This window comes from Sporolactobacillus shoreicorticis, assembly GCF_024125445.1.
Lineage (GTDB): Bacteria > Bacillota > Bacilli > Bacillales > Sporolactobacillaceae > Sporolactobacillus > Sporolactobacillus shoreicorticis.
On the sequence record NZ_JAMXWM010000001.1, the window covers coordinates 79,611 to 102,296 of the forward strand.

Annotated in this window: 19 protein-coding genes and 1 pseudogene; 18 read left to right on the forward strand and 2 right to left on the reverse strand. The window is 42.5% G+C overall.

Going from position 1 to position 22,686, the window contains the following annotated elements:
• Positions 1 to 92 precede the first annotated feature (92 nt).
• From NIE88_RS00355 to NIE88_RS00410, 12 genes and pseudogenes are all read left to right on the forward strand, one after another.
• Positions 93 to 998: an ABC transporter permease subunit gene (locus tag NIE88_RS00355; RefSeq protein ID WP_253057720.1), complete on the forward strand. Its 906-nt coding sequence runs from the start codon at positions 93 to 95 to the stop codon at positions 996 to 998.
• Between the two features lie 146 nt (positions 999 to 1,144).
• On the forward strand, positions 1,145 to 1,870 hold the full coding sequence (locus NIE88_RS00360) for a carbohydrate ABC transporter permease (protein WP_253057721.1): 726 nt from the start codon (positions 1,145 to 1,147) through the stop codon (positions 1,868 to 1,870).
• Positions 1,871 to 1,875: 5 nt separating this feature from the next.
• Positions 1,876 to 3,192 (forward strand): MFS transporter, encoded by a 1,317-nt coding sequence (locus NIE88_RS00365; RefSeq protein WP_253057722.1) that lies wholly within the window; start codon positions 1,876 to 1,878, stop codon positions 3,190 to 3,192.
• 37 nt (positions 3,193 to 3,229) lie between these two features.
• Positions 3,230 to 4,525, forward strand: a complete 1,296-nt coding sequence (locus NIE88_RS00370) for a CehA/McbA family metallohydrolase (RefSeq protein WP_253057723.1) — start codon at positions 3,230 to 3,232, stop codon at positions 4,523 to 4,525.
• A 647-nt stretch (positions 4,526 to 5,172) separates the two neighbouring features.
• The gene (locus NIE88_RS00375; protein ID WP_253057724.1) at positions 5,173 to 6,192 is read left to right on the forward strand and encodes a LacI family DNA-binding transcriptional regulator; all 1,020 of its coding nucleotides are present in this window, start codon (positions 5,173 to 5,175) and stop codon (positions 6,190 to 6,192) included.
• Positions 6,193 to 6,260: 68 nt separating this feature from the next.
• Positions 6,261 to 6,536 (forward strand): annotated as a pseudogene (locus NIE88_RS00380) (glycoside hydrolase family 32 protein); the annotation flags it as partial.
• Complete coding sequence (locus NIE88_RS22675; RefSeq protein ID WP_373689382.1) at positions 6,535 to 6,702, forward strand: GH32 C-terminal domain-containing protein; 168 nt, start codon at positions 6,535 to 6,537, stop codon at positions 6,700 to 6,702. The pseudogene NIE88_RS00380 and the gene NIE88_RS22675, both read left to right, overlap by 2 nt.
• 45 nt (positions 6,703 to 6,747) lie before the next feature.
• Positions 6,748 to 7,623 carry a fructokinase ScrK gene (scrK, locus tag NIE88_RS00385; RefSeq protein WP_253057725.1) on the forward strand — a complete coding sequence of 292 codons (876 nt, stop codon included), beginning with the start codon at positions 6,748 to 6,750 and terminating at the stop codon, positions 7,621 to 7,623.
• A gap of 262 nt (positions 7,624 to 7,885) precedes the next feature.
• Entirely contained in the window at positions 7,886 to 8,224 is a 339-nt protein-coding gene (locus tag NIE88_RS00390) for a hypothetical protein (RefSeq protein WP_253057726.1), read from the forward strand.
• Between the two features lie 240 nt (positions 8,225 to 8,464).
• Positions 8,465 to 8,605: a GH36 C-terminal domain-containing protein gene (locus NIE88_RS00395; RefSeq protein ID WP_253057727.1), complete on the forward strand. Its 141-nt coding sequence runs from the start codon at positions 8,465 to 8,467 to the stop codon at positions 8,603 to 8,605.
• A 401-nt stretch (positions 8,606 to 9,006) separates the two neighbouring features.
• Positions 9,007 to 10,989 (forward strand): methyl-accepting chemotaxis protein, encoded by a 1,983-nt coding sequence (locus tag NIE88_RS00400; RefSeq protein WP_253057728.1) that lies wholly within the window; start codon positions 9,007 to 9,009, stop codon positions 10,987 to 10,989.
• A 1,027-nt stretch (positions 10,990 to 12,016) separates the two neighbouring features.
• The gene (locus NIE88_RS00410; protein WP_253057729.1) at positions 12,017 to 13,219 is read left to right on the forward strand and encodes a trans-sulfuration enzyme family protein; all 1,203 of its coding nucleotides are present in this window, start codon (positions 12,017 to 12,019) and stop codon (positions 13,217 to 13,219) included.
• Positions 13,220 to 13,304: 85 nt separating this feature from the next.
• Here NIE88_RS00410 and NIE88_RS00415 read toward each other — a convergent pair whose 3' ends face one another.
• Both NIE88_RS00415 and eutB read right to left on the reverse strand, forming a co-directional pair.
• Complete coding sequence (locus NIE88_RS00415; RefSeq protein ID WP_253057730.1) at positions 13,305 to 14,882, reverse strand: PucR family transcriptional regulator; 1,578 nt, start codon at positions 14,880 to 14,882, stop codon at positions 13,305 to 13,307.
• Between the two features lie 41 nt (positions 14,883 to 14,923).
• Positions 14,924 to 15,934 (reverse strand): hydroxyectoine utilization dehydratase EutB, encoded by a 1,011-nt coding sequence (eutB, locus tag NIE88_RS00420; protein WP_253057731.1) that lies wholly within the window; start codon positions 15,932 to 15,934, stop codon positions 14,924 to 14,926.
• 302 nt (positions 15,935 to 16,236) lie between these two features.
• Here eutB and NIE88_RS00425 point away from each other — a divergent pair, with 302 nt between their 5' ends.
• The 6 genes from NIE88_RS00425 to ehuC all read left to right on the forward strand — a co-directional run bounded on the left by NIE88_RS00425 (position 16,237) and on the right by ehuC (position 22,686).
• Complete coding sequence (locus NIE88_RS00425; RefSeq protein WP_253057732.1) at positions 16,237 to 17,406, forward strand: M24 family metallopeptidase; 1,170 nt, start codon at positions 16,237 to 16,239, stop codon at positions 17,404 to 17,406.
• A gap of 17 nt (positions 17,407 to 17,423) precedes the next feature.
• Positions 17,424 to 18,407 carry a cyclodeaminase gene (locus NIE88_RS00430; protein WP_253057733.1) on the forward strand — a complete coding sequence of 328 codons (984 nt, stop codon included), beginning with the start codon at positions 17,424 to 17,426 and terminating at the stop codon, positions 18,405 to 18,407.
• 18 nt (positions 18,408 to 18,425) lie between these two features.
• On the forward strand, positions 18,426 to 19,634 hold the full coding sequence (locus NIE88_RS00435; RefSeq protein WP_253057734.1) for a cystathionine gamma-synthase family protein: 1,209 nt from the start codon (positions 18,426 to 18,428) through the stop codon (positions 19,632 to 19,634).
• Positions 19,635 to 19,639: 5 nt separating this feature from the next.
• A complete protein-coding gene (locus tag NIE88_RS00440; RefSeq protein WP_253057735.1) occupies positions 19,640 to 20,869 on the forward strand; it encodes a M20 metallopeptidase family protein in 1,230 nt (409 codons plus the stop codon).
• A gap of 135 nt (positions 20,870 to 21,004) precedes the next feature.
• Positions 21,005 to 21,886 (forward strand): ectoine/hydroxyectoine ABC transporter substrate-binding protein EhuB, encoded by an 882-nt coding sequence (ehuB, locus tag NIE88_RS00445; protein WP_253057736.1) that lies wholly within the window; start codon positions 21,005 to 21,007, stop codon positions 21,884 to 21,886.
• A 152-nt stretch (positions 21,887 to 22,038) separates the two neighbouring features.
• Complete coding sequence (gene ehuC / locus NIE88_RS00450; RefSeq protein WP_253057737.1) at positions 22,039 to 22,686, forward strand: ectoine/hydroxyectoine ABC transporter permease subunit EhuC; 648 nt, start codon at positions 22,039 to 22,041, stop codon at positions 22,684 to 22,686.

A 22,686-nucleotide genomic window follows, 5' to 3' on the forward strand; every position in this document is an offset into this window, starting at 1 on the left:
AGGTGATTTTTATGATCCTTGTGTGGATTCATGAAAATACACCTTTCTTATATTCAATGATCTTTTGGCATGTCAAAGGAGGTTTAATTTATATGAAATGTTCATCAAAGTCAAAATCAGCTACTTTACGGAAGATGAAAAAATACCGTTTCGTTTATATCATGCTTATTCCGCTACTTTTGTATTTTTGCATATTTTCTTATATCCCACTTTTTATGGGGCTCATTCAAAGCTTCCAGAAAAGCAAATTATTGGGTGTTGCAGAATGGAGCGGACTTGAAAATTATCGCGAGTTGTTCGCAGATAAAGAGTTTATGGCCTCTCTTGGAAATGGATTTGTCATTGGTTTAGGAACTTTTCTTCTAACCTTTATAGGTGGGCTGATTCTAGCACTGCTTCTTAATGAGATCAGAAATAAGCATTTGAGATCATTAGTTCAAACCACGACTTATTTACCATACCTGTTCTCTTGGACGATTGTTGGTGGAATTTGGGTGTATCTTTTAAGTTCCCACGGTTTGGCTAATGGTTTTCTATCTGCATTATCTGTAAAGCCGATGCAATTTCTCACAGAACCTCACTATGCGAAACTCATAATGGTTCTTACAGGAGCATGGAAAGATATTGGCTACACGGCAGTGCTTTTCTTTGCGAGTATTGTTGTTATTAATTCAAATCTTTTTGAAGCTGCCCAAATCGACTCTGCTTCACGAGGAAAACAAATGTCAAAGATTATTCTTCCTGAACTCGTACCAACAATGAAAACAATATGTTTACTTGGGATCATTGGATTATTCACCAATTTCGATCAAGTGTATGTAATGGGAAATCCAGCTATTATTGACTCGGTGAGAACGCCTTTGCTCTATATTTTCGAGAAGGGGATTGTTCGATTTGATATTGGTGTGGCTACTTCAGCATCAGTGGTTCTTCTTCTAGTGACTTTTTTAATTACTCTTGTTTTTCATCATTTAATCTTCAAAAAAGAATGGAAGTGAACCATGTGTACCTAAGAAAAAATAAAAATCAATTATCTCGTCCAGCTCGGTTACTAAATCGATTCATGTTGATAATCCTTTTTATCTCCATGATTATCCCGTTTATGAATGTCCTTGCGATTGCGTTCTCAACGAGTAAAAATTCTATGGTACCAGGAATTACTCTGTTTCCAAAAGAATTTTCTGTTGAAGGATTTGTACTTATTTGGAAAACACAAAACTTGTGGCTTCCGTTTTTAAATTCGTTGTTCGTAACAACAGTCGGCACTTTTTTTCAAGTATTACTGTCAGCACTAGTTGGCTATATTTTAACAAAAAAGGATTTACCGTTCCGTAATCTAATTCTGAGCTTTGTCCTAATTACTATGATGATTCCTAGTGAATTGACGCTTGTTTCTATTTATAGTTTGAACCGAGATCTGGGTCTGCTGAATACTTACTCAGGGCTTATTGTCAATGGATTAATGTCAGGGTTCGGCATTATTCTTATGAAAAACTATTTCGAAGCCATTCCACAATCATTATTTGAAGCGGCGCAAATTGATTATGCAAGTGAATTTAAAATTTTCTTTAAAATCTATCTCCCGATGTCTATACCGGGGTTAGTCACCGTGGGCTTCGTGTCTTTTGTATCGAAATGGAACAGTCTGCTGATCCCTGTGACCATTATTACTGATCAGAACAAATTTACATTGCCAGTTGTTCTTCGTTCTTTGATCTTTAACAGTACGGCAAATTCTGGAACGACATTTATTGCACCGAATGCGATCATGGCAGGTATTGTTATCTCTGTGCTTCCACTAATTATTGCATATATCATTGCTCAAAGGTTCTTGGTGAGTGGAATGAATCTAGGTTCGATTAAAGGGTGACGCTCATGTTGGAAACGCTTAGTAAGGATGGATCCTACATAAGTTCAAACAAAAGAACAAGTCCGTTTCGATATGCAGTGGGTATGCTCGGTACATCAATTCCAATTAATTTGCTTCGAACCTATGCAGCGATCTATTGTATTGATCAGATTGGGATCACGTCAACACAATTTTCAATGATCCTATTTATTTATACAATTGTTGATGTATTGAATATATTCTGGTTTGGTTTTTTGTCTGACCGTACGCGGACGCGTTGGGGACGGAGAAAGCCTTGGTTAATCATATCAACACCACTACTTGTTGTTTCGTTAATTTGTTTTTTTAGCGGTGATGCATTTGAGAATAAGCTATTGCTCATGTGTTATCTAGGCGGATTTTACGTGCTGACAACTTCGTTAGATTTAATTATCAATTTGAATTATGGCTCGCTTTTCCCAGAACTTTTCCCAGAGAATCAGATGAGAATAAAAACGAACGTTTTAAGACAAGCCTTTCAAATTGCTGCTATGGCAATCAGTATCGCTCTGACACCAATTCTTACCGAGCATCTGGGCTATTTCAGCGTTGCCGTTATCTACGGGATTCTTGCATGGGTTATTATCTGGTTTTGCACATTTGGTTGTTATGAAAATCCTGAACGTCAAAAAGACCCGGATTTTGGTCTGATAAATAGTTTTTTAACTATTGTTAAGGAAAAAAACCTTTGGTTCTATGGTGTCTCGACGGCCTTCTATAGCATTTCTTTCTCGATGTTCATGCAAAGCATGCCTTTTTTTATTAAATATGCACTTCATCTCGGACCATCCGCAACTTCACTAATATTCTTCGGAGTTCTTACGGTAACCGTTATTGGAATGTTATTTTGGGGACGTGTTTCTAGTGCTATTTCTGCTTTGAATGTTTTGCGAACGGCTACCATTATCATTTTCATTGGTTTTCTATTAATGGCCTTTTCGAGCAGCCTAAGTTCCCTTGCACTTTTTAGCTGCTTGATAGGATTTGGAATATCCGGTGTTATGGCTTCTTCTGATATTGTCGGTGCGAATTTGATTGACCGCGGTTATGAAAATCATGGAAAAAGATTGGAGGGTGTGTATAGCAGTTTCTTTAATTTAATGTATCGAGTGAATGGAATATTTATTGGCTTTGCTTTTTTTCTTGTTGAGAATCTCTACCATTTTTCGAGTGGTTCATCACCAGGTACGGTTCCGGATCAGGCATCAAAATTTCTGTTTGTATTTTTTCCATTAGCCGCGATTATCGTTAGTTTAGTTATGACCTTCCTTATCAGCGAGGGGCATAAAGAACAAAATCGATGATTCGTCATTTACTCAACATAAAAGAGGGATTGATAGAATGTCAGCTAATCAAATTGTGATTAAAAAGAATTTAACGAAAGCCGATGAAGGTCTCTATCTTCCATTTGAATTTAATGTGGGTGAAGGGATTGAACGAATTGATATTGAATACAGCTATGAAAAAGTGAAGCAGATGAAACAGCAAGGTGTCACTCTTACTGAAGATCATGCGACGATTGACTTTTCGATAACTTCTTCGGATCGACACTATCTTGGATCGTCAGGCTCAAACCGATCTCATTTGTTTTTTTCAAGTACAGAAAGTTCTGTCGGATTTCTAAACGATCCCATTAAACCGGGCAAGTGGACAGTCACAGTAGGCGCCTATAAAATCCCGGAAGAAGGCATTGAAGTTACTTATACAATTCTTTTCACACCAAAGAAACGACGATTGTTTAAAGGTGACACCCACGTTCACACGAACGGTTCTGATGGCGCACTGTCAATTGAGACGATTGTCCGTCAAGCTAAAGAATTGAATCTAGATTATCTTTTTATTACGGATCATAATAACTTTGCTGTAAATACGAATTATTTTAATTCAGGAACATTAACAGTGATTCCTGGGATGGAATGGACACAATATAACGGTCACGCAGGATTTCTTGGTACCGTCAAACCTTTTGCTGGAAATTTTGTGTCTCAATCAATTGACGACACTCGCTCTAAAATGTCAGAGGCACAGAATAATGGCGCCTTGATCGTGTTGAATCATCCATTTTGTCCGGATTGTCCGTGGAAATGGGGTTTTGATGTTCCTTTTGACGCAATTGAAATTTGGAATGGTGTCATAGCCGAACGGAATATGAAAGCAATTAATTGGTGGCATGAACAATTGTGTCTGGGAAAAAAGATTCCAATAACTGGCGGGAGTGACTTTCATCGACCGGGTCTGTTAAATAGTTTGGGAGTACCAACTTATTGTGTCTATGCGCTGTCAAAAGATCCTGAGGATATTCTTTCTGCAATACGTCATGGGAGCGGCTATATCACCTATACGATCAATGCCCCGACACTGGATCTCTGGAGCAAAGCATGTTCATTCGGTGACACAGTAGATCGTCATAGTGAAATCACTGTATCTGTAAGTCAACTTAAGGGTGGAGAGGAGATTCATTTCATTACAGACAATGGCAGAGAAATAAAAACTATCCCCAAAAAATGTTCAGATGCTGAGTATAGTCAAGTTTGCAAAAACAGTAAATTTTTTCGTATTGAAATTTACGGAAATTATATTAAAGGGTTGGAGAAAAAACTTGAACTTATTTCAAACCCGATTTATTTTAGGGGATGATTTACTGCGTAATGAAAGTTTACCTTGAAATAAAATGCATTTCACAGAGTAAAAAAAGTAAAATCCAAGCTATCTTGTATCATACAAATAACATCTTTTGACAAAGCCATGATCTAAAACTGAGGTTGCTTTTTTAGATTAATTGGCTTTTTATTTATTTTTAGTTACCCGAATCAATTTCATAATCATTAGCCCTTGTGCCTCAAGGGTTTCAAAACGTAAAAAAGGAAGTACTTCCCTAAGTTTTGTATCATGGTAATTGAGTAGAAAGAAATGGTAGATTAATTTAAAAGAGATTAATGAAGGGGGTTTCGAAATTATTGTTGACAAAATCGGATAGCGCTTTCAATGCTGTTAGATGCTTAACCGCTTAAACGTTTAAGCAATTTAAATACTAGTAATCTTAAAATGAAAGGGGTAATTATTTATGAATAACAAAGTGTTTTGATGTTCTGCCGAGCAAGGAGAGTGCTGGCAAAGACCTGAGATTTCTTAACATGGCCAGTTGTGCCGGCTAGGCAATTGGTGCAGTCATTACATCGACGTTAGTTACACTTGCGGGCTCCTATATACCGGTCTTTCCTGTTGCGATCGTGATCACGGCAATCGCTGCTTTGTCGGTCTGGGGAATAGAGGGGGTAAGGTAGTTGAGAAAAATTACATTGCACGATGTTGCTAAAGCAGCCGGAGTCTCCGTTGCAACGGCTTCATGGTCAATCAATGATAATGAAAAACATCGGATTCCGGCAAGTACACGCAATCGAGTCCGAAAAATAGCCCATTCACTTGGCTATCAACCCCACGCTTTAGGAAAAGGCCTCGTGAATGGCACATCGGATCTTATTGGTTTCGTGACAGATGATGTTGCAACCATGCCTTTTGCGGGGCAGATCATTAAAGGAGCTCGGGACGAAGCTTGGCGAAGCGGGAAACTTCTACTCATTATTGATACTGGAGGCAAGGAATCTGTTGAAGACAAAGCACTTGCCATGATGGCTGAACAGCAGGTGCAGGGCGTTATCTACTCAACCTGGTATCACCGCCCGGTGGAGACGCCGAAGTTTCAATCGGAAAAACCTGCGTTACTCGTCAACTGTTTTGATAAGCAGGGGCTTTATCCTGCCATTGTTCCCGATGAAGTTCAAGGCGGTCGAGCAGCAACTGAACTTCTTATAAAGGCCGGTCATCGACACATCGCTTTCGTTAACACAACGTCTCCCTCGCCTGCACAAACGGGGCGGCTGGAAGGGTACAAACAGGTGCTTGAGGAGGCGGAAATTCCTTTTGATTCCTCGTTGATTACGTATGTGAAACCGAATCAAGAAGGAGGATTTGAAGTAACAGGTTTGCTCATTGATAGCGGGGCAACCGCGGTGTTTTGTCATAATGATCGTGTTGCGATGGGGATTTATGATGGGCTTAGACAGAGGGGACTGTCCATTCCCGGGGATATGTCTGTCGTTGGTTTCGACGACCAGATGGTCATCTCTGCTCATCTGCATCCCGCATTGACAACAGTCGGACTGCCTCACTATGATCTAGGTGTCCTAGGCATTCGAAAATTACTGAGAATCTGTCATGAGAAAAATGCGAATAAAGCTGTTTCGATTACGCGTGTTAAATGTCCGCCGATTATTAGGAAATCGATAAGCGAACTTCTGATTTAACAATTATTTAAGAAGCTTCACTCGTGCGATTTATTAATCTAGTAAGGATTGAAAGGAGTTCCTTTTGAATGAATCAGAGAATGAATGACCGATACAGACAAAGCTATCATATCATGCCGCCAAAGGGCTGGATGAATGATCCCAACGGATTATGCTTCTTTAAGGGGTACTACCATGCTTTTTTTCAATATCATCCCTACAGTTCAGAATGGGGACCGATGCACTGGGGCCACGTTCGCAGTATGGATCTGATTCATTGGGAGGAATGTCCGGTTGCGTTGACTCCCGGCGATGATGAAGACAAAGACGGCTGCTTTTCCGGCAGTGCGGTTGTCAAAGATAATGATTAGGGCATATATAGATACGTCATCATTTGAACTTTTTATCAACAATGGAGAAGCCACATTTTCAGAACGTTTTTATTCACAGGGGGCTCTTCATTTTCAGTTAAGGGCGCAGCAAAGCACTTGGTGCGATCTGAATGTCTATAAATTAGGAAGTAATGAATGATTTTGGCTGAATGATTATATATAAATGAAATGGGAGATAGAGGCTATGTTATTAGGCAGTATCGAAGCAGGCGGGACGAAGTTTGTGTGTGCAGTAGGAAATGAGGACTATCGAGTTATCGAAAAGGTATCAATCCCCACGACAGATCCAAGGACCACGTTCACTAAGGTAATCAACTTTTTCAAACAATTTGAGGATTTGGTTGCGTTATCTATCGCCTCTTTCGGTCCGATCGAAATCCAGAAAAACAACGCATTGTACGGATATATTACCGAAACTCCTAAAAAAGGGTGGAGCCAAACTAATTTTGTAGGACCAATTAAAGAAGCACTGAACATACCTGTTTTCTTTACAACGGATGTGAATGGATCGGCATATGGGGAATATGTGCTCGCACAATTATTTAATGAAAAGATCCGATCCTTAGTCTATCTGACGATTGGAACCGGTGTTGGCGGTGGTGCGGTCATCGACGGAAAGATCGTCGGATCGCAAGGCCATACTGAAATGGGGCATGTAAGGGTGAAACGGCATCCGGATGATCTAACATTCGAAGGGATATGTCCATTTCATCAAGATTGTCTGGAGGGTCTGGCTTCGGGACCAACCTTTGACGCCAGGCTCGGCATTAAAGGAAAAGATGTTCCATTGAACCATCCGGTCTGGGATATTCTGTCGTACTATGTCGCCCAAGCCGCGATTCAGCAAACGATGATCCTGAGGCCGGATAACATCGTGTTTGGCGGCGGTGTCGTCAGTGAGGCGTTTCTGGAGAAAGTGAGACGCAACTTTACGGAACTCAATAACAAGTACATCAAAGTTCCGGATCTAAACACGTATATAAGAATGCCAAGAGTGAAAGATAACGGATCAGCAACACTGGGAAACTTTGCGTTGGCATTCAAAGAATTAGAGAAGTGACGGACTTATGTGAAAAAGGGGGATATTTTTCCGTGCCTATCGGGTATGTTTGAAAAACCATTTTAAATATCGAGGGGATCCAGTCGGTCCCCTTTTTCTGTTGAACGATGTTTTATTTTCTCGATTTTATTGTTTTCTCGATCATCGACAATAAAATTTACCAATTATTGAGGATAATGATTTAACGCTCACTTCTCCTTTTTCAATTTTTTAAGGGGAACCGTGATTTTCAATATATCGAACGGAAAGTGGGGGTTCAATAATGAATGCGGGTGATCCGGAAGTTCAGGAATCTTCATTAATTTTATTTAACGTACTCATCTGTGAGCAAACGATTGAAAAGGATTTATGGCTCGAGAAATCGGAACAACTGAAGTTGAAGGCTATGAAAAGCGGCCTCTATCCAATGAGATCGCTGGTCATGACAATTGAATCCCTTCAAGAAGATGATCGCAAGGTTCGTTTCACGTTTTATTTGCTACTGAACGGAACTTATGAATGCAGGACACAGGATCACTGCCGCTTTGAAGCGTCGCTTATGATCGACCACTCACTCATGATCGCCACTATGAAGAAGGAAAGCCTTTTCCGCTTCGTATGAACAGATTTGTGCATACCTGCCGAACATCAACTGATTCTTTCCGAACCTGTCTATCATGCTATGATCTCAGTATATGGAGACTATCTTGCTGAGATTCACATGCCTGTTCGGAGTGGCTGAGTGTCGTATCTGATAGATGGCAACACCGGAGAGGAAAATGCGAAATAAAGAGTGGATATTAAAAGGCTCTAAATACACGATAAAAACTTAATTTTTCAAGTAAAGAGAAGAATGCAACTATTGAGCAGACCTAACTCATCCTATCTGCGTTTCTACATGAAAGGGATAAATCCTGACAAGGTGTATAAGGTGAACGGCGGCAATGAAGCTCTTGACGGAGATGAACTTATGAATGCAGGCTATTTTGTTAATCAGGTTTAGAGCTCAATAAACCACTTACTGATTCTTGGAGCTCGTTTCAAAGCTGTTTGTTATCGAAACAGTTGACTGATGATCAAATGTAAAAGATCTGAGACGGATAATGTGTTTTTAAGAAAATAAGTATTCGGCAAAGATGAACTGCCTTTCGAAAATGAAGGGTGTTTTTTTATTGGAGCGAATGCTCTGATTGGAACAAGATATCGGGTACATAGCATAGTATAATGAATTTTGAGATGAAAAAATGCGGAGATTTGCTTTATTTTTGAGTGAACAGGTTTGTCCTTTCATTTGATTTTTGAGGGAGGCTTTTTTTGCGAGCGACCGGTGTTGCCGTTTAAACAAAGTACATCATTTGTCGATAATACGTTTGAGTTTCATCAGTTTCTAAGGAGGCAGTGAAGGTGACGGAAGAGAAAAGAGAGAGAAGGCATTTAAGTTTTACTGGGTTTATGATGATTTTTCTCATAGTTGTTATCGTCATACCCAATTTCTTCTTTGGGATGATTATCGTTCAGCAGGTCAAAAAATCGAGCCAAGTGCAGCTGGACGATCATACGACGAACAACATTAAACTATTGAATAAAAATTTAAACCAATTCATTGATGGCAAGATTTATATGGTTACGAAATTGAGTGGCCAGTTAACGAGCGACATTGACAGCGTTAAACTCCAAGCAGCTCTTGGCAATATTCAGAGAGCTGATCAGGATCAGGCGGCATTGTATCTTGCCAATAGGAAAGGTGAGCTTGCCTTTTTTCCTTCATCGGTTAAAATTCCCAAAAGTCTTGATCCTCGTACGCGACCATGGTATAAACAGGCAATGGAGCATCCGGGACAGCTAATCATCACTTCCCCCTACCGTTCTTCGGATGGATCTAACGTCATGACGGTTACGATTGCGCAAACAACCAAAGATAGTAAGGGCGTCATTGGTATGGATCTAAAACTGAATAAAATTAAAAAATTAGTCAATCAAGCAAAAGTCGGTGCAACGGGCTATGTCTCTTTGCTTGATCGAGAAAATAAATGGGTTGTTAATAAAAAAGGTAAAATCGGAACAAAAGCTGATGATTTGTTTGTGAAGCAATTGGCAAGCAATAAGTCCAAGCCTTTTGTGTATCATGATCAGAAGGTTTACAGTGCAATCAATAGTCTTACAGGTTGGCGAATTACCGGCAATGTGAATGTTAAAGATATTAATGGGCTCGTGAATCCGCTCACGTTCACCATTATTTTAAGTGTTCTTGTTAACTTAATTATTGTTATTCTGCTTACGGTGTGGCTGGTTCGTAACTATGTGACCAAACCGTTGAAGAAAATGGTCACGGTATTTGAAAAAGTAAGCAATAATGACCTGACTGAGGAACTGGATACGACGTCAATGAAAACAAGTGAGGAGCTTGCGCAGCTAGGGTGGAGCACCAACAAAATGATTGATTCGCTAAAAGGAATCGTCCATACGCTGAGCAGCAAGTCTGAATTGCTGACTGCTTCCTCTGAAGAATTGACCGCTTCTACTGAAGAAAGTAAGGCGACAACAGATGAAATTGCTCACTCGATCGAGCAGATTGCAGGTGCGGCCAATCAGCAGGCAAGTGGAATTAAGAGACTGACAACAAATGCTCAGTCAATTAATCAATCGATTGCTTCAGTGACCGAGCAGATGAGTCAACTCGCGAGGCGGTACGAAGATTCGCGAAAATTTATCGATAACGGTCAGGAAACCGTTGATGTAACGAATAATCAAATGGCTAAGATTAAACAAACAGTTACTCATTTGGCTGAAATGGTTAGCAACTTAAGCAAACAGTCGCAAGAGATTAATGCAATCATCCATGTGATCAATGATGTTGCGTCGCAGACTCAGTTATTGTCCCTCAATGCTTCCATTGAAGCCGCTCGTGCCGGTGAATATGGAAAAGGGTTTGCTGTTGTCGCCACTGAAATTCAAAAACTATCCGTCCAATCCTCTGAAAATGCCGATCGCATCAGTTCCATCATCGCAACGATTCAGGAAGATACGGAAAAGGTTGTCCAATCCATGAATACGGGAATTAAAGAAGTTGATAAGGGCATTCATGCGGTCAAAGAAAGTGATCAATCTTTTGACAACATAGAGACATTCGTGAGCAATTCGATCGTCGAAATTGAGAAGATATCAAAGATTATCCGTCAAATTGCTGAATCAACGGAAGAAGCGACGGCCGCATATCGCCCCATTGAAGTTTTTGCTGAGCAGGCTTCTGAGCAGACACAAGGGGTATCGGCAGCGACCGAAGAACAATCCGCGTCTGTTGGCGAAATGGCTAGAAGCGCAACAGAACTCAGCAGCATTGCCGATGAACTGAACCAGATCGTCCAAACGTTTCAAACAGAAAAATAAATGCTCTTATTGATAAACCAAACCATCCCGCGCACTTATGGGATGGTTATTTATTTACAGCAAAGGAAAACGCTGTGAATTAAATGCAAAGAGGCGAAACTCTAAGAAGCATCTCTGCTGGTAGCTGGGCATTGGAGAACCTCCACAGACATCGAGTTGGAAAATAATAAAACTTAAATTATTCTAACTGCACCCTATAGAGTAGACGCTTTTATATTAAGAAATACGGGATGATGAGGATTCGATGATCCATAAGCACTTACAGACAAAGAAATAAAACGTTTCTTTCGGAATTCCTACGTTTAAAGCGATTAGCGCTAAAGAAATTACCTACACTTGATGAATTTAAACGTATTTTTATAGCTGAAAATGAGAAAGGAAAATTCCCGAGACAGATTTTTAAAGAACATGGCTTTGATCCTAATGTTTTGGAAATGCATCGTGTGAAGTCATCAGCTAAAAGGTGGCGTAGAGCCTACAGGGAGAACGTCATTGTGGGGCTTCAGGATACACGAGGAGGCTATTCATGATCGACCGTTCGTTCATGACCTGCCACTATGAAGAAGGAAGACCTTTTTCTGCTTCGTATGAACAGATTCGTGCATATCTGCTGAACATTTGATCCCTTCCGAACCTGTCTACATGTTATGATTCCAGTATATGGAGACTATCTGTTCAGATTCACATGCCTGTAACTGAGCTTGTTGCCATGTGATGCTGGCTGATGCGAAAACGTTATCTCAAGAATTCCATTGATACAATCTCTTAATTGGTTGGGAATAGGACGCACTCTAAATAATCATTAATGAGCTCAGCATCAGTAACCCGTAGTTTGAAGTTTCAATATCTGATCCACTTTTGTCCTACCATACAAATTGTTAGCATGATTTTTTTAATTTTCATACATATTGTAGGTGAAAATGAAAAGATAAATCGTATACGATGAGTGTAATCAATAAACGCTGACTTGATATGGATGAAATAACAAAGTGAAAGAAGCTTTTACTAGGATAAGGGGTGTATTCATTTGAAAATCAATACCGATGTTCTTCATGCAGAACAAGAGCGAGATCCTGTATACGGATCGCATGTTAGTCCTTTATACCAGACGTCGACGTTTGTCCTTCCAAATTTTGATGAGGCGGTCCGGTTAAATCAGAATATTGATCAAGGATTTGTCTACAGCCGATTTGGTAATCCGACGGTCAATGAACTGGAGCGGAAGATTGCTTATTTGGAGCACGCGGAGGCAGCACTTGGTTTGGCATCGGGCCTTGGGGCTATTTCTACGGCGGTGATGTCTGTGATCAAGGGCGGAGAACATATCATCTTCGGTGATGTCATCTATGGCTGCACCTTTGCGCTGTTTACGAAAGTTCTTCCGGAATTTCATGTCACGTATTCGATTGTGGATACCCCAGATCCTGCGGCAGTAAAGGCAGCCATGAAGCCGAATACGTCGTTGATCTATGTTGAAACTCCGGCAAATCCTACGCTGAAGATCAGTGATATTGAAGCGATTGCTGAAGTTGCCCATCGGCAGGAAGGTGTGAAGTTGATTGTGGACAGTACGTTTGCCTCCCCGTACCTTCAGAATCCTCTTGATCTTGGGGCCGATTTGGTCGTTCATAGTGCAACCAAATACCTTTGTGGGCATGGGACGGTTACCGCGGGCGTGATTGCAGGCAGCAAAAAGTTGATCGATAAGGCGAGAATGCCTTATTTGCAATGCTTTGGCGCAGTACTTGATCCGTTTGCGGCATGGCAAATTATGCAAGGAATGAAGACGTTGGGAATACGTATGGAACGGCATTGCGAAAATGCGATGAAGGTGGCATTATTTCTGGAAAACCATCCAATGGTCGACCATGTCTACTATCCTGGGCTCCCTTCTCACCCGAGCCACGAAACGGCAAAGAAACAAATGAGAGGTTACGGTGGCATGATGAGTGTCGACATTAAAGGTGGTATTGCAGCTGTGCGAAAAGTTATGAATGCGACTCGAGTATTCAGCCTGGCAACCAGTCTCGGAAATGTTGATTCACTGATTCAGCATTCGCCATCAATGAGCCATTTTGACATGACGCAGGAAGAACGTCATCGTGTCAGCATTTTTGACGGTCAGGTGCGCTTGTCGGTCGGTATTGAAGATGCAGATGATTTAATTCATGATCTGGATCAGGCACTGAGCAAAGTCCATGAGCGCAGTAAAGATGAAGTAAGTAACTGATTGATCGATGAAGATAATCATTAAAAAGAATCGACGAGGGAAGCTGCGGCCTTCCTCGCCGATTCTTTTTTAACTGTGGATGTAATTATTGGGCATTAATGGCCCACAGCTTGATGCAGAGTTGAAGAAGAAAGAGATCATCTGATTTGGAAAGCGACTTTCCCGTCAATGTTTCAATCTTTTGAAGGCGATAGATTAACGATTGGCGCTGCAGTGATAAGGCGCGCGCAGTCTGACTGACGTTTCCGTTGTGCTTCATATAAGCGGTCAACGTCAGGAAAAGATCCAACCCGCGCTCTTTGTTGTAGCTGACCAGCGGTCCAATGATCTTTCGTACGGCTTCTCTCGTGACTTCATCCTTGGAAAGCTGGGAAAGCATACGAAACTCGGAAGTATCAGCAAAGGTGCTGCGACTTCCGGAACCGTTCTGACTTCTACCCGTTTCAAGAGCAATACGAGCGTTTTTGTAGCTTTTAGAAAGCGATCTGATCTCTGACGGTCGATCACTGATGCCCCATGAAAAAGCAGGAAAATAATATGCGTTTAATTTTTCTTCGATCAGGTCAATGAGTGTGTGATAGATGTCAAGGTGTTCATCCGTAACTTGAATGAAAATGACGAGATAGTTTGAGTAAAAGGCGCATAGATTGGATGGTTCGATTTGCCTGGCGCATCTGGTGGCCAATTGTAAAAGGTCGTTCTTCTCATCGGTACTGTTTTTCTTGCTGGTCCACTGTTCCGGGAGTCCGACAATACATTGATAGTTTCCTGAAACATTCAGATCTTGAACCCGGGTTCGCGCAAGTAAATGATCCCAGCTATTCCAGTCTTGATGAATGATTGCGTGAATCAGTTCTGTTTTTTCTCTGTTTCTTTCTTCAACAAGCAGTTGATTTTTCTTAAACCACAACTGTAAAACAATGGTTACTTGTTCCAGCGCAGACCGAGGAATGGTCTGTGCAAGCGAAGGATTGGAATCAATCACCAGTGCAGCTTGCTTCTGATTGAGAATATGAAACGGATATACTTGCGCGCGTGTACCCCACTGGGTCGTTATCACAGAGGGTTTATCCGTGATTAGTTGATTTAAATGAAGATGCTGCGAGTGAGCATTCGGATTCGATGAAAGAATGTCCTCGCTCTTTCTTTGTAGGATGTAAATGTGAGATTTTGAATGCTTTTCCATTAATGCAAGTGCGTCATTCAGTGATTTGCCATCTAAATATAAAGCAATGATCGTTCGTTGAAGCTGCTTATATTCTTCTAACAGTACATCTTCCTGATGGTGAATCCCGCTGATAACCGTTTTGATGACATCGGAAAAGCGAATCTCCCAGGGCATATGAATAAGAGGAAAATTATTTTCCTTAGCGAAAGCAACGATCCGTTTCGGAATGGTCTTGACATGGCGTCCGGTCGCGATTGCAAGAGCAGAGGCTTGTGATGCGTAAATTTCTTGAACAAATGCGTCGAAGATTTTCGGATCGTCACCAAAACCGATACCCGTCGTCAGTACAAATTCATTTTTACGAACAAATTTCTCGACGGGCAGTTCAATGACCGATACCGATTCGATGGGACGTGCAGTCAGATCCTTGCCGGAAAGGATCTCTGCTTTTTGCATGATTGGGTTAGCGAGAATTTGATGTACAGAGTAAAACAAGATCGAGTACCTCCTGTCATTTGTTCAGAGCGAAGCACAGTTTATTTCTCGTTAAGATAGGGCCGAACGGCTGAGGCATGTTCTTGCAAATCAACATTGCATCCGCTGATGACCAGTACAATATTGGATGAAGGGGTAACGGAAACCTGATGATCTAAAAGCGCTCCGGTTGAAATCGCGCCAGCACCCTCGACCACCATATGATGATGGGCATAGAGATGAGCCATTCCTTTGGCGATCGTCACCTCTGGAATAAGCAAGGCATCATCGAGATATTTTTGGATCAGAGGGAAGGTCATCTGATTATTATTTCCGATCCCGCCAAGAAGACTGTCAGCCAGTGTGGGGTATTCTTCGGTGATGACCGGTTTACCTGCACAGAGACTTTGGTACATTGCAGCACCTTTTTCCATGGACAGGCCGATGGCACGTATGTGCGGATTCGTCTGTTTCATCACGAGGCTGATACCGGAGAGCAATCCTCCTCCTGACAATCCAGCTAGTACACAATCAACATCCGGAAGCTCCTCCAGAATTTCAAGTGCCATGGTTCCCTGCCCGGCAATAATATCCGGATGGTCAAAAGGGGGAATGACCGCCAGACCCTGTTCACGTTCCAATTTATAGCAGTAGGCCTCCGCATCGTCCTGCGATTCACCAGCAATTTTCAATTCGGCACCTAAAGATTGAATCAATTGCGACTTAGCTTCCGGTACATGCTTCGATACACAGATGGTTGCCTGTATCCCCATTTTTTTTGCGGCTGTCGCTACGGCAATTCCATGATTTCCTGTTGAAAAGGTGGTGACCCCATGCGCTTTCTGCCCCGATGACAGATGCGCGAGGGCATTGACCGCACCACGTAATTTAAAGGCACCGCTCACGTGGAGGTGCTCGCATTTTAAATAGATATTTGCCTGCGTGGCTGAGGAGAGAGACGGTGAATAGAGTAAAGGTGTTTTTTGAACAATCGGCGCTATAGCTTTTCTCGCTTTCCATACATCCTGCACTGTGATTTTTGTATTTGCGGAATCTTGCATTTCTGCTTTCATTTTTATTCCCCTCTATTCTTAATGTACATGAAGCAAGTAAATAGAATCAATAAATTTAAACCAATTGGAAATGTTTGTGTGATTTTTTCTAACATGTGTGGCTTATTTTTTGCGGATCGACCAATTAACCTTTACATTTTATAAGGAGTTGGGCGCTGAATCCATTATGTAAAGTGACAAAACCTATATCGAAATGTTCTTACAATTTTGACGATAGCTGTCAATCGTTGTTTTCGATAAAATTAAGTCATTAATCAGAACACGATATGTCATTAAATATAACGCCGAAAGGAAGAAGAATAATGTTATCGTTCGAATTAGCAGAATACAAAGAGCGTCTTAAGAAGACAAAAGCCAGCATGCAGGAAAAAGGTATTGAGGTTCTTTTGGTGACCAATCCCGCCAATATGAACTATTTATCCGGTTATGACGGCTGGTCGTTCTACGTTCACCAAATGATTATTGTTGTTATTGATGAGGAACAGCCTTTTTGGATCGGCCGTATGCAGGATGGGAATGGAGCACGTTTCACCACTTGGCTTGATGACAATCATATCATTCCATATCCGGAAGATCATATTCAGTCTGCTGAAAAACATCCAATGGATTTTGTTTGTAATATATTAGCGGAAATCGGGCAGACGAAACGAACGATCGGACTTGAAATGGATGCTTATTATTTTACCGCTGCCTGTTACGTGAAATTAAATGAAGGATTGCCGGAAGCGACCTTTAAGGACGCAACAACACTTGTAAACTTCGTTCGGATCATTAAGTCGGATCAAGAGATTGCTTACATGCGGCGAGCAGCGAGAATTGTTGAAAGATCAATGCAGCAAGCGATTGATCATATCCAGGAAGGCGTGCGCGAATGTGATGTTGCTGCAGCGATTGTTCATCAGCAAATTGCCGGAACAGAGGAATTCGGGGGCGATTATACTGCGATCGCGCCAATCCTTCCTGCCGGTGAGCACACATCCACTTCTCACTTGAATTGGTCGGATGAAAGGTACACAAACAACATTCCTGTAATGATTGAAATTGCCGGTGCCTATAAACACTATCATTCGCCGCTGGCGCGTACTGTTTATATTGGCGAGCCGGATCAGAAAATGAACGATCTGTCTAAAGCCTGTATTGAGGGAATCAATACGACGATTGAGGCAATAAAACCGGGTATGACCGGCGAAGCGGTAGAACAGGTTTGGCGGAAAGTGATTCATAAATACGGATTTGAGAAGGAATCACGTGCCGGTTACTCGATCGGCGTGAACTATCCGCCGGATTGGGGCGAACATACCGCAAGCTTCAGACCGGGTGATCAAACGGTGCTTAAACCCAATATGACGTTCCATTTGATGCCGGGAATTTGGATGGATGATATCGGCTTTGAATGTACCGAAGCCATTCGTATTACGGAAGATGGTTGCGAACCGCTTGCTGATTTTCCTCGCAAACTATTTCTGAAGTAAAAAGGAGGAGGTCTGTTGTGCACCTCTATCATGAAGAAGCTATTCGAAGCTGCGTTGCCCTCAACCGAACCGTGATTCAGAAGGTGGAGGATGGATTTACGCAACTGGATCAAGGAAATGCGGCCATGCCTCCGATCATGAGTATCGATATTCCTGAGAACAGTGGAGAGGTCGATATCAAGTCGGCCTACATTAAAGGATTAGATACATTTGCGATTAAAATATCATCCGGATTCTTTAATAATAAAGCGCTTGGTCTGCCGAGCTTAAGCGGGATGATGCTCTTGATGAGCTCCGTGACCGGATTGCCGGAAGCGATACTGATGGACAATGGATACCTTACCGATGTCCGGACCGCCGCGGCCGGCGCGATTGCGGCCGACTATTTAGCAAAGCCGCATATTGATACCGCTGGTGTGATCGGCACAGGCTTGCAGGCACGTCTGCAGATGGAGGCTTTGTATCTGGTTCGACCGTACAAAAAGCTACTCGTTTATGGTCGCAGAAAGGAAGCCGTAGACACGTATATTGCGGAAATGAGCGCGAATTTAGGCGTTGCGGTGGAGAGCGTCCCGACGCCGGAACAACTTGTGAAGCAGTCTGAAATTGTTGTCACAACGACACCGGCAAAAGCACCGATTATTAAAACTGAATGGTTGCATAAGGGACTGCACATCACCGCAATGGGTGCGGATACAGGGACCAAGCAAGAGATTGATGAGAAAATTTTTCACCATGCCGATTTGATTGTCTGTGACGTCATCAAGCAATGCAAACAATGCGGTGAACTGCATCATGCATTGGAGCACGGGGTTCTGAGCCTGGAGGATTCGCGAATCATTGAACTCGGCGCTTTGACGTCAGGTAACGTCCCTGGAAGAGAAAATGACGATCAAATCACGCTCTGCGATTTAACAGGCACGGGCGTGCAGGATACAGCGATTGCTCGCTACGCCCTGCAGCAATTAAAGGCAGAATCAAAAGGTAATCAAACCAACTAAGAGAAGGAGAGATTCTTTGTGAGTCAAAAACCAAAAGCAGGTACTCAAGCCGTTTGGTCCGGTGAAAAAGAAGTGCTCGTACATCATGCAACACAAGTTCCCGTCATTGTCAGTGTGGCTTATAACTACGACGACATGGACGAGTGGTATGACGTCGCTATCGGCAAGAAGCCAGGTCATATTTATGGACGTAATACCAATCCTACTGTTCAAGCGTTTGAAGATAAAGTCAAGACACTTGAAGGTGCAGATGACGCAACGAGTTTTTCTACCGGAATGGCGGCAATCAGCAATACGCTGTACACCTTCTTGACCCCCGGAGATCGTATTGTTTCGATTAAAGATACTTACGGCGGAACCAATAAACTTTTTACGGAATTTCTTCCGAAAATAGGCGTGGAAGTTGCTCTGTGCACAACAGGTGATCACGAAGCGATTGAGGAAGAGGTCGCTAAAGGATGCAAGATTTTATATCTGGAGACTCCGACAAATCCGACAGTTAAAATCACCGATATTGAACGGATGGCAAAAGCCGGACATGCGGCCGGCGCGTTGGTTGTTGTGGATAATACATTTGCGACACCGATTAATCAGCATCCGCTCTCGTTAGGGGCCGACCTTGTTCTTCATAGTGCGACCAAGTTTCTCGGCGGACATGCCGACGCATTAGGCGGTGTCGTTTGCGGATCGCGTGAGCTTGTAGAACAGATCTATCATTACCGGGAAATTAACGGTGCATCGCTTGATCCTTGGGCTGCTTATCTACTCTTGCGCGGGATGAAAACCTTAAAGCTTCGCGTGCTGCAGCAAGCGAAGAGTGCAATGGCTATTGCCAAACTTTTGCAAAAGCAGGAGTGGGTTGATGATGTCTTTTATCCGGGCCTTGAATCTCACACGAATTATGATATTGCTGAAAAACAGATGGACGGCTTTGGAGCGATGCTCAGTTTTTCACTCAAGGGGGGCATGGATTCGGTAAAAATTCTGCTTCCTGCATTGAAGTATGCCAATCGCGCAGCAAACCTTGGCGCGGTTGAAACCACTTACGGCCCCGCGCGTACAACCAGCCATGTTGAGTGTACTGCCAAGGAACGAAAAGCGATGGGTATTCCCGACGGGCTGATTCGTATTTCTGTGGGTATTGAGGATACGGAAGATCTGGTCGCTGACTTGGAACAAGCTTTTGAGAAGCTTAATCAATCGCAATTATTAACCTTACAGGAGTGAACGGCGTGATAGATTCCTGGGTATATAATCGGGCACAGGTATTATTTCCAAAAACAGTTTACTACCGGCGAACATTGCATGAGTATCCCGAACTGAGTTTTCATGAAGACGCAACAGCTGATTTTGTTGCAGATGAGCTGTCAAAAATTGAAGGCATGGATGTTCAAAAAGGAATTGGACTGAAGAACGCGGTGATTGGAACGATTAGCGGTGGAAAAGGACCCGTTGTCGGCATACGCTCGGATATCGACGCCCTGCCGATTCATGAACAAAATGATTGTACCTATCGTTCACAGAATGTTGGCGTCATGCATGCGTGCGGTCATGATGCGCATATGTCGATTGCTCTGAGCGTTGCTCACCTGATTGGCGAGGCTTGGAAACTTGGAAATTTAAAGGGAACGGTTCGTTTTCTCTTCCAACCTGCCGAGGAAACGACCGATGAAACGGGAAAAACAGGCGCGCAATACCTCATAGAGACCGGAGTACTTGATGATCTTGATGCTCTGTTTGCTTTGCATATGATGCCTCAGTACCCGTTAGGGGATGTATTGGTACCAGACGGATATTGTACGGCAAATGTTGATGAATTCACAGTGAAAATTCAGGGAGCGGGCGGGCATGGAGCCTATCCGCATCTTGGAAAAGATCCAATCTGGATGCTGGGATCCGTGTTACAGACAATGCAGGGGATTGTTGCCAGAGAAATATCTCCACTCGAACCGGCTGTTGTCAGTGTTTGCCATGTGCATGCAGGTGAGGTGCAAACGAATAATGTGATTCCTTCTGAAGTGACACTTGGAGGCACCTTCAGAAGCTATTCACCTGATGTTCGTCAGCGTCTTGTTCAGCAGTTCGAGAATGTTTTGTCAATCGTTAAGCCGCTCGGGGGTACCTATTCATTGCAAGTCAATCATGGCGAACCATCTGTCTACAATCATCCGCAGCTCGCAGATGTACTTCGATCGGTCATTGAGAACCAGCGATCAGATCTGCGAATTTTATCAGACACATTCGGGCTTGGCGGTGAAGACTTTGCCCATATGGCGAAAAAGGTTCCGTCAGCAATGTTTTTCCTCGGCTGCGCGAAGGATGACGGCATCAAGAGGGATCTGCATGCGCCAATCTTTGATCTCGATGAGCGCAGTCTATTGACCGGTGTCACGGTGCTGACGGGGGCACTGCTGAATCTATGCAGTCATCCTGAACGGATTCCAAGTAAACAAGAACAATGAATAAGAAAGAATAATGATAAAGATCTTCTCTTAAGATCCAAGAGAATAATAGGAGGCGGCGGGAAACTGCTCTTTTTATAACTAGAATATATTGAATTTTAAATATATTATTACACTAAAGTAGGAGTGAATTGAATGAAAAAGTGGGTAATGACAGTAATGATTGCTCTGTTGGTATTTGGTCTTGTCGGGTGCGGAAATTCGGGAAGCGAATCATCAAATTCCGGTTCAAAGATGACAACTTTTGAAAAAGCGAAGAAATCCGGTCATATCACAGTCGGATTTGCCAATGAAAAACCTTACGCTTACGCGACTACAGACGGGAAACTGGAAGGAGAAGCAGTGGAAGTGGCACGAGTGATTTTGAAAAGATTAGGCATCAAAGAAATGGATGGCGTGCTCACACAATTCGGTTCCTTGATTCCAGGCTTGAAAGCCAATCGTTTTGACATGATTACCGCAGGAATGTACATTACACCGGAACGTGCGAAAGAAGTAGATTTTGCGAATCCGGATTACAGCATTGGCGAAGCAATCGCGGTTAAGAAAGGTAATCCTAAAAATATCAAAAGCTACGATGACATTAAAAAGAACAAGAATGTGACGATTGGTGTCATGGGCGGTGCGGCAGAAAGCAAATATCTTGAAGAATCCGGTGTAAGTAAAAAACAGATCAAGGTCTATTCGGATAATCCAAGTGCACTCTCCGCGCTTCAAGCCGGACGTGTCGATGTCATTACGATGACAGGTCCTTCTTTGAAATCGGTGCTCGACACTTCTAAAGCAAAAAATGTGGAAAAGGTTGAAGATTTTGTACAGCCGACCATCGACGGCAAAAGCATTCGAAGCTATGGTGCGACGGTATTCAGAAAGTCGGATGATGATTTCCGCAAGGCTTTTAATGAAGAACTGGAAAAGATGAAAAAGAATGGCGAGCTGCTTGAAATCTTAAAGAAATATGGTTTTACCGAAGATGAACTGCCCGGAGATGCAACCGTAGAAGAACTCATAAAATAATGGTTGCTCATCGATTGAGAAACAGAACAGACATTCAGATCGTTTTGGAGAGAGAAATTCTCTCTTTCTTTCTATTTTCTGAGACGAACTGCCCGCCATTTGGAACCAGACAAAAACGTTTTTTCAACTAAAAAAGGTAAGGAGTGAACAAAATGGATGCAAACATGGCGATTTTTAACGGGTTGTTAAAAGGATTAGGTGTCACCTTGCAAGTCTTGATTTACTCCGTCCTTTTAGCGCTGGTTTTATCTTTTATTATTGGTTTCATGAGCCTGAGCAAATGGAGGATTCCTCGATGGAGCGCAACTCTTTTTATCGAAGTATTTCGAGGAACCTCTTTACTCGTGCAGCTTTTCTGGCTGTATTTCAGTCTTCCTATTCTTGGAATCAGGCTTCCGGCGATGCTTGTGGGTGTTCTTGGGCTTGGTCTGAACTATGGGGCGTACGGGGCTGTAGTTGTCCGAACATCAATTAGAGCAGTTCCTAAAGGGCAGACTGAAGCCTCCATAGCCTTAAATATGTCACCTTATAGACGTATGCGATCAGTTATTTTACCGCAGGCCTTTTTGATCATGCTGCCGACATTTAGTAACCTGACTATTGAGTTGCTGAAAGGCACGTCACTCATATCGTTAGTCACATTGGCAGATTTAACGTTTCAAGCGTTAGCTCTTCGATCAGCAACAATGGAAACAACACAAATTTTTATTTATTTGTTGATCATTTATTTTATCATTGCCTATCCGATTACACTGGGCTTTCGTTGGCTTGAAAAAAAACAATCAGTGGGGAGGGGTTAA

Bases quoted from the DNA above. Each gene is read 5' to 3' on its own strand.
- NIE88_RS00425 (WP_253057732.1), top strand. From the start codon at position 16,237: ATGTTATCGTTCGAATTAGCAGAATACAAAGAGCGTCTTAAGAAGACA.
- ehuB (WP_253057736.1), top strand. From the start codon at position 21,005: ATGAAAAAGTGGGTAATGACAGTAATGATTGCTCTGTTGGTATTTGGT.
- NIE88_RS00390 (WP_253057726.1), top strand. From the start codon at position 7,886: ATGAATGCGGGTGATCCGGAAGTTCAGGAATCTTCATTAATTTTATTT.
- NIE88_RS00365 (WP_253057722.1), top strand. From the start codon at position 1,876: ATGTTGGAAACGCTTAGTAAGGATGGATCCTACATAAGTTCAAACAAA.
- NIE88_RS00360 (WP_253057721.1), top strand. From the start codon at position 1,145: ATGGTACCAGGAATTACTCTGTTTCCAAAAGAATTTTCTGTTGAAGGA.
- scrK (WP_253057725.1), top strand. From the start codon at position 6,748: ATGTTATTAGGCAGTATCGAAGCAGGCGGGACGAAGTTTGTGTGTGCA.
- NIE88_RS00355 (WP_253057720.1), top strand. From the start codon at position 93: ATGAAATGTTCATCAAAGTCAAAATCAGCTACTTTACGGAAGATGAAA.
- eutB (WP_253057731.1), bottom strand. From the start codon at position 15,934: ATGAAAGCAGAAATGCAAGATTCCGCAAATACAAAAATCACAGTGCAG.
- ehuC (WP_253057737.1), top strand. From the start codon at position 22,039: ATGGATGCAAACATGGCGATTTTTAACGGGTTGTTAAAAGGATTAGGT.
- NIE88_RS00370 (WP_253057723.1), top strand. From the start codon at position 3,230: ATGTCAGCTAATCAAATTGTGATTAAAAAGAATTTAACGAAAGCCGAT.
- NIE88_RS22675 (WP_373689382.1), top strand. From the start codon at position 6,535: ATGATTAGGGCATATATAGATACGTCATCATTTGAACTTTTTATCAAC.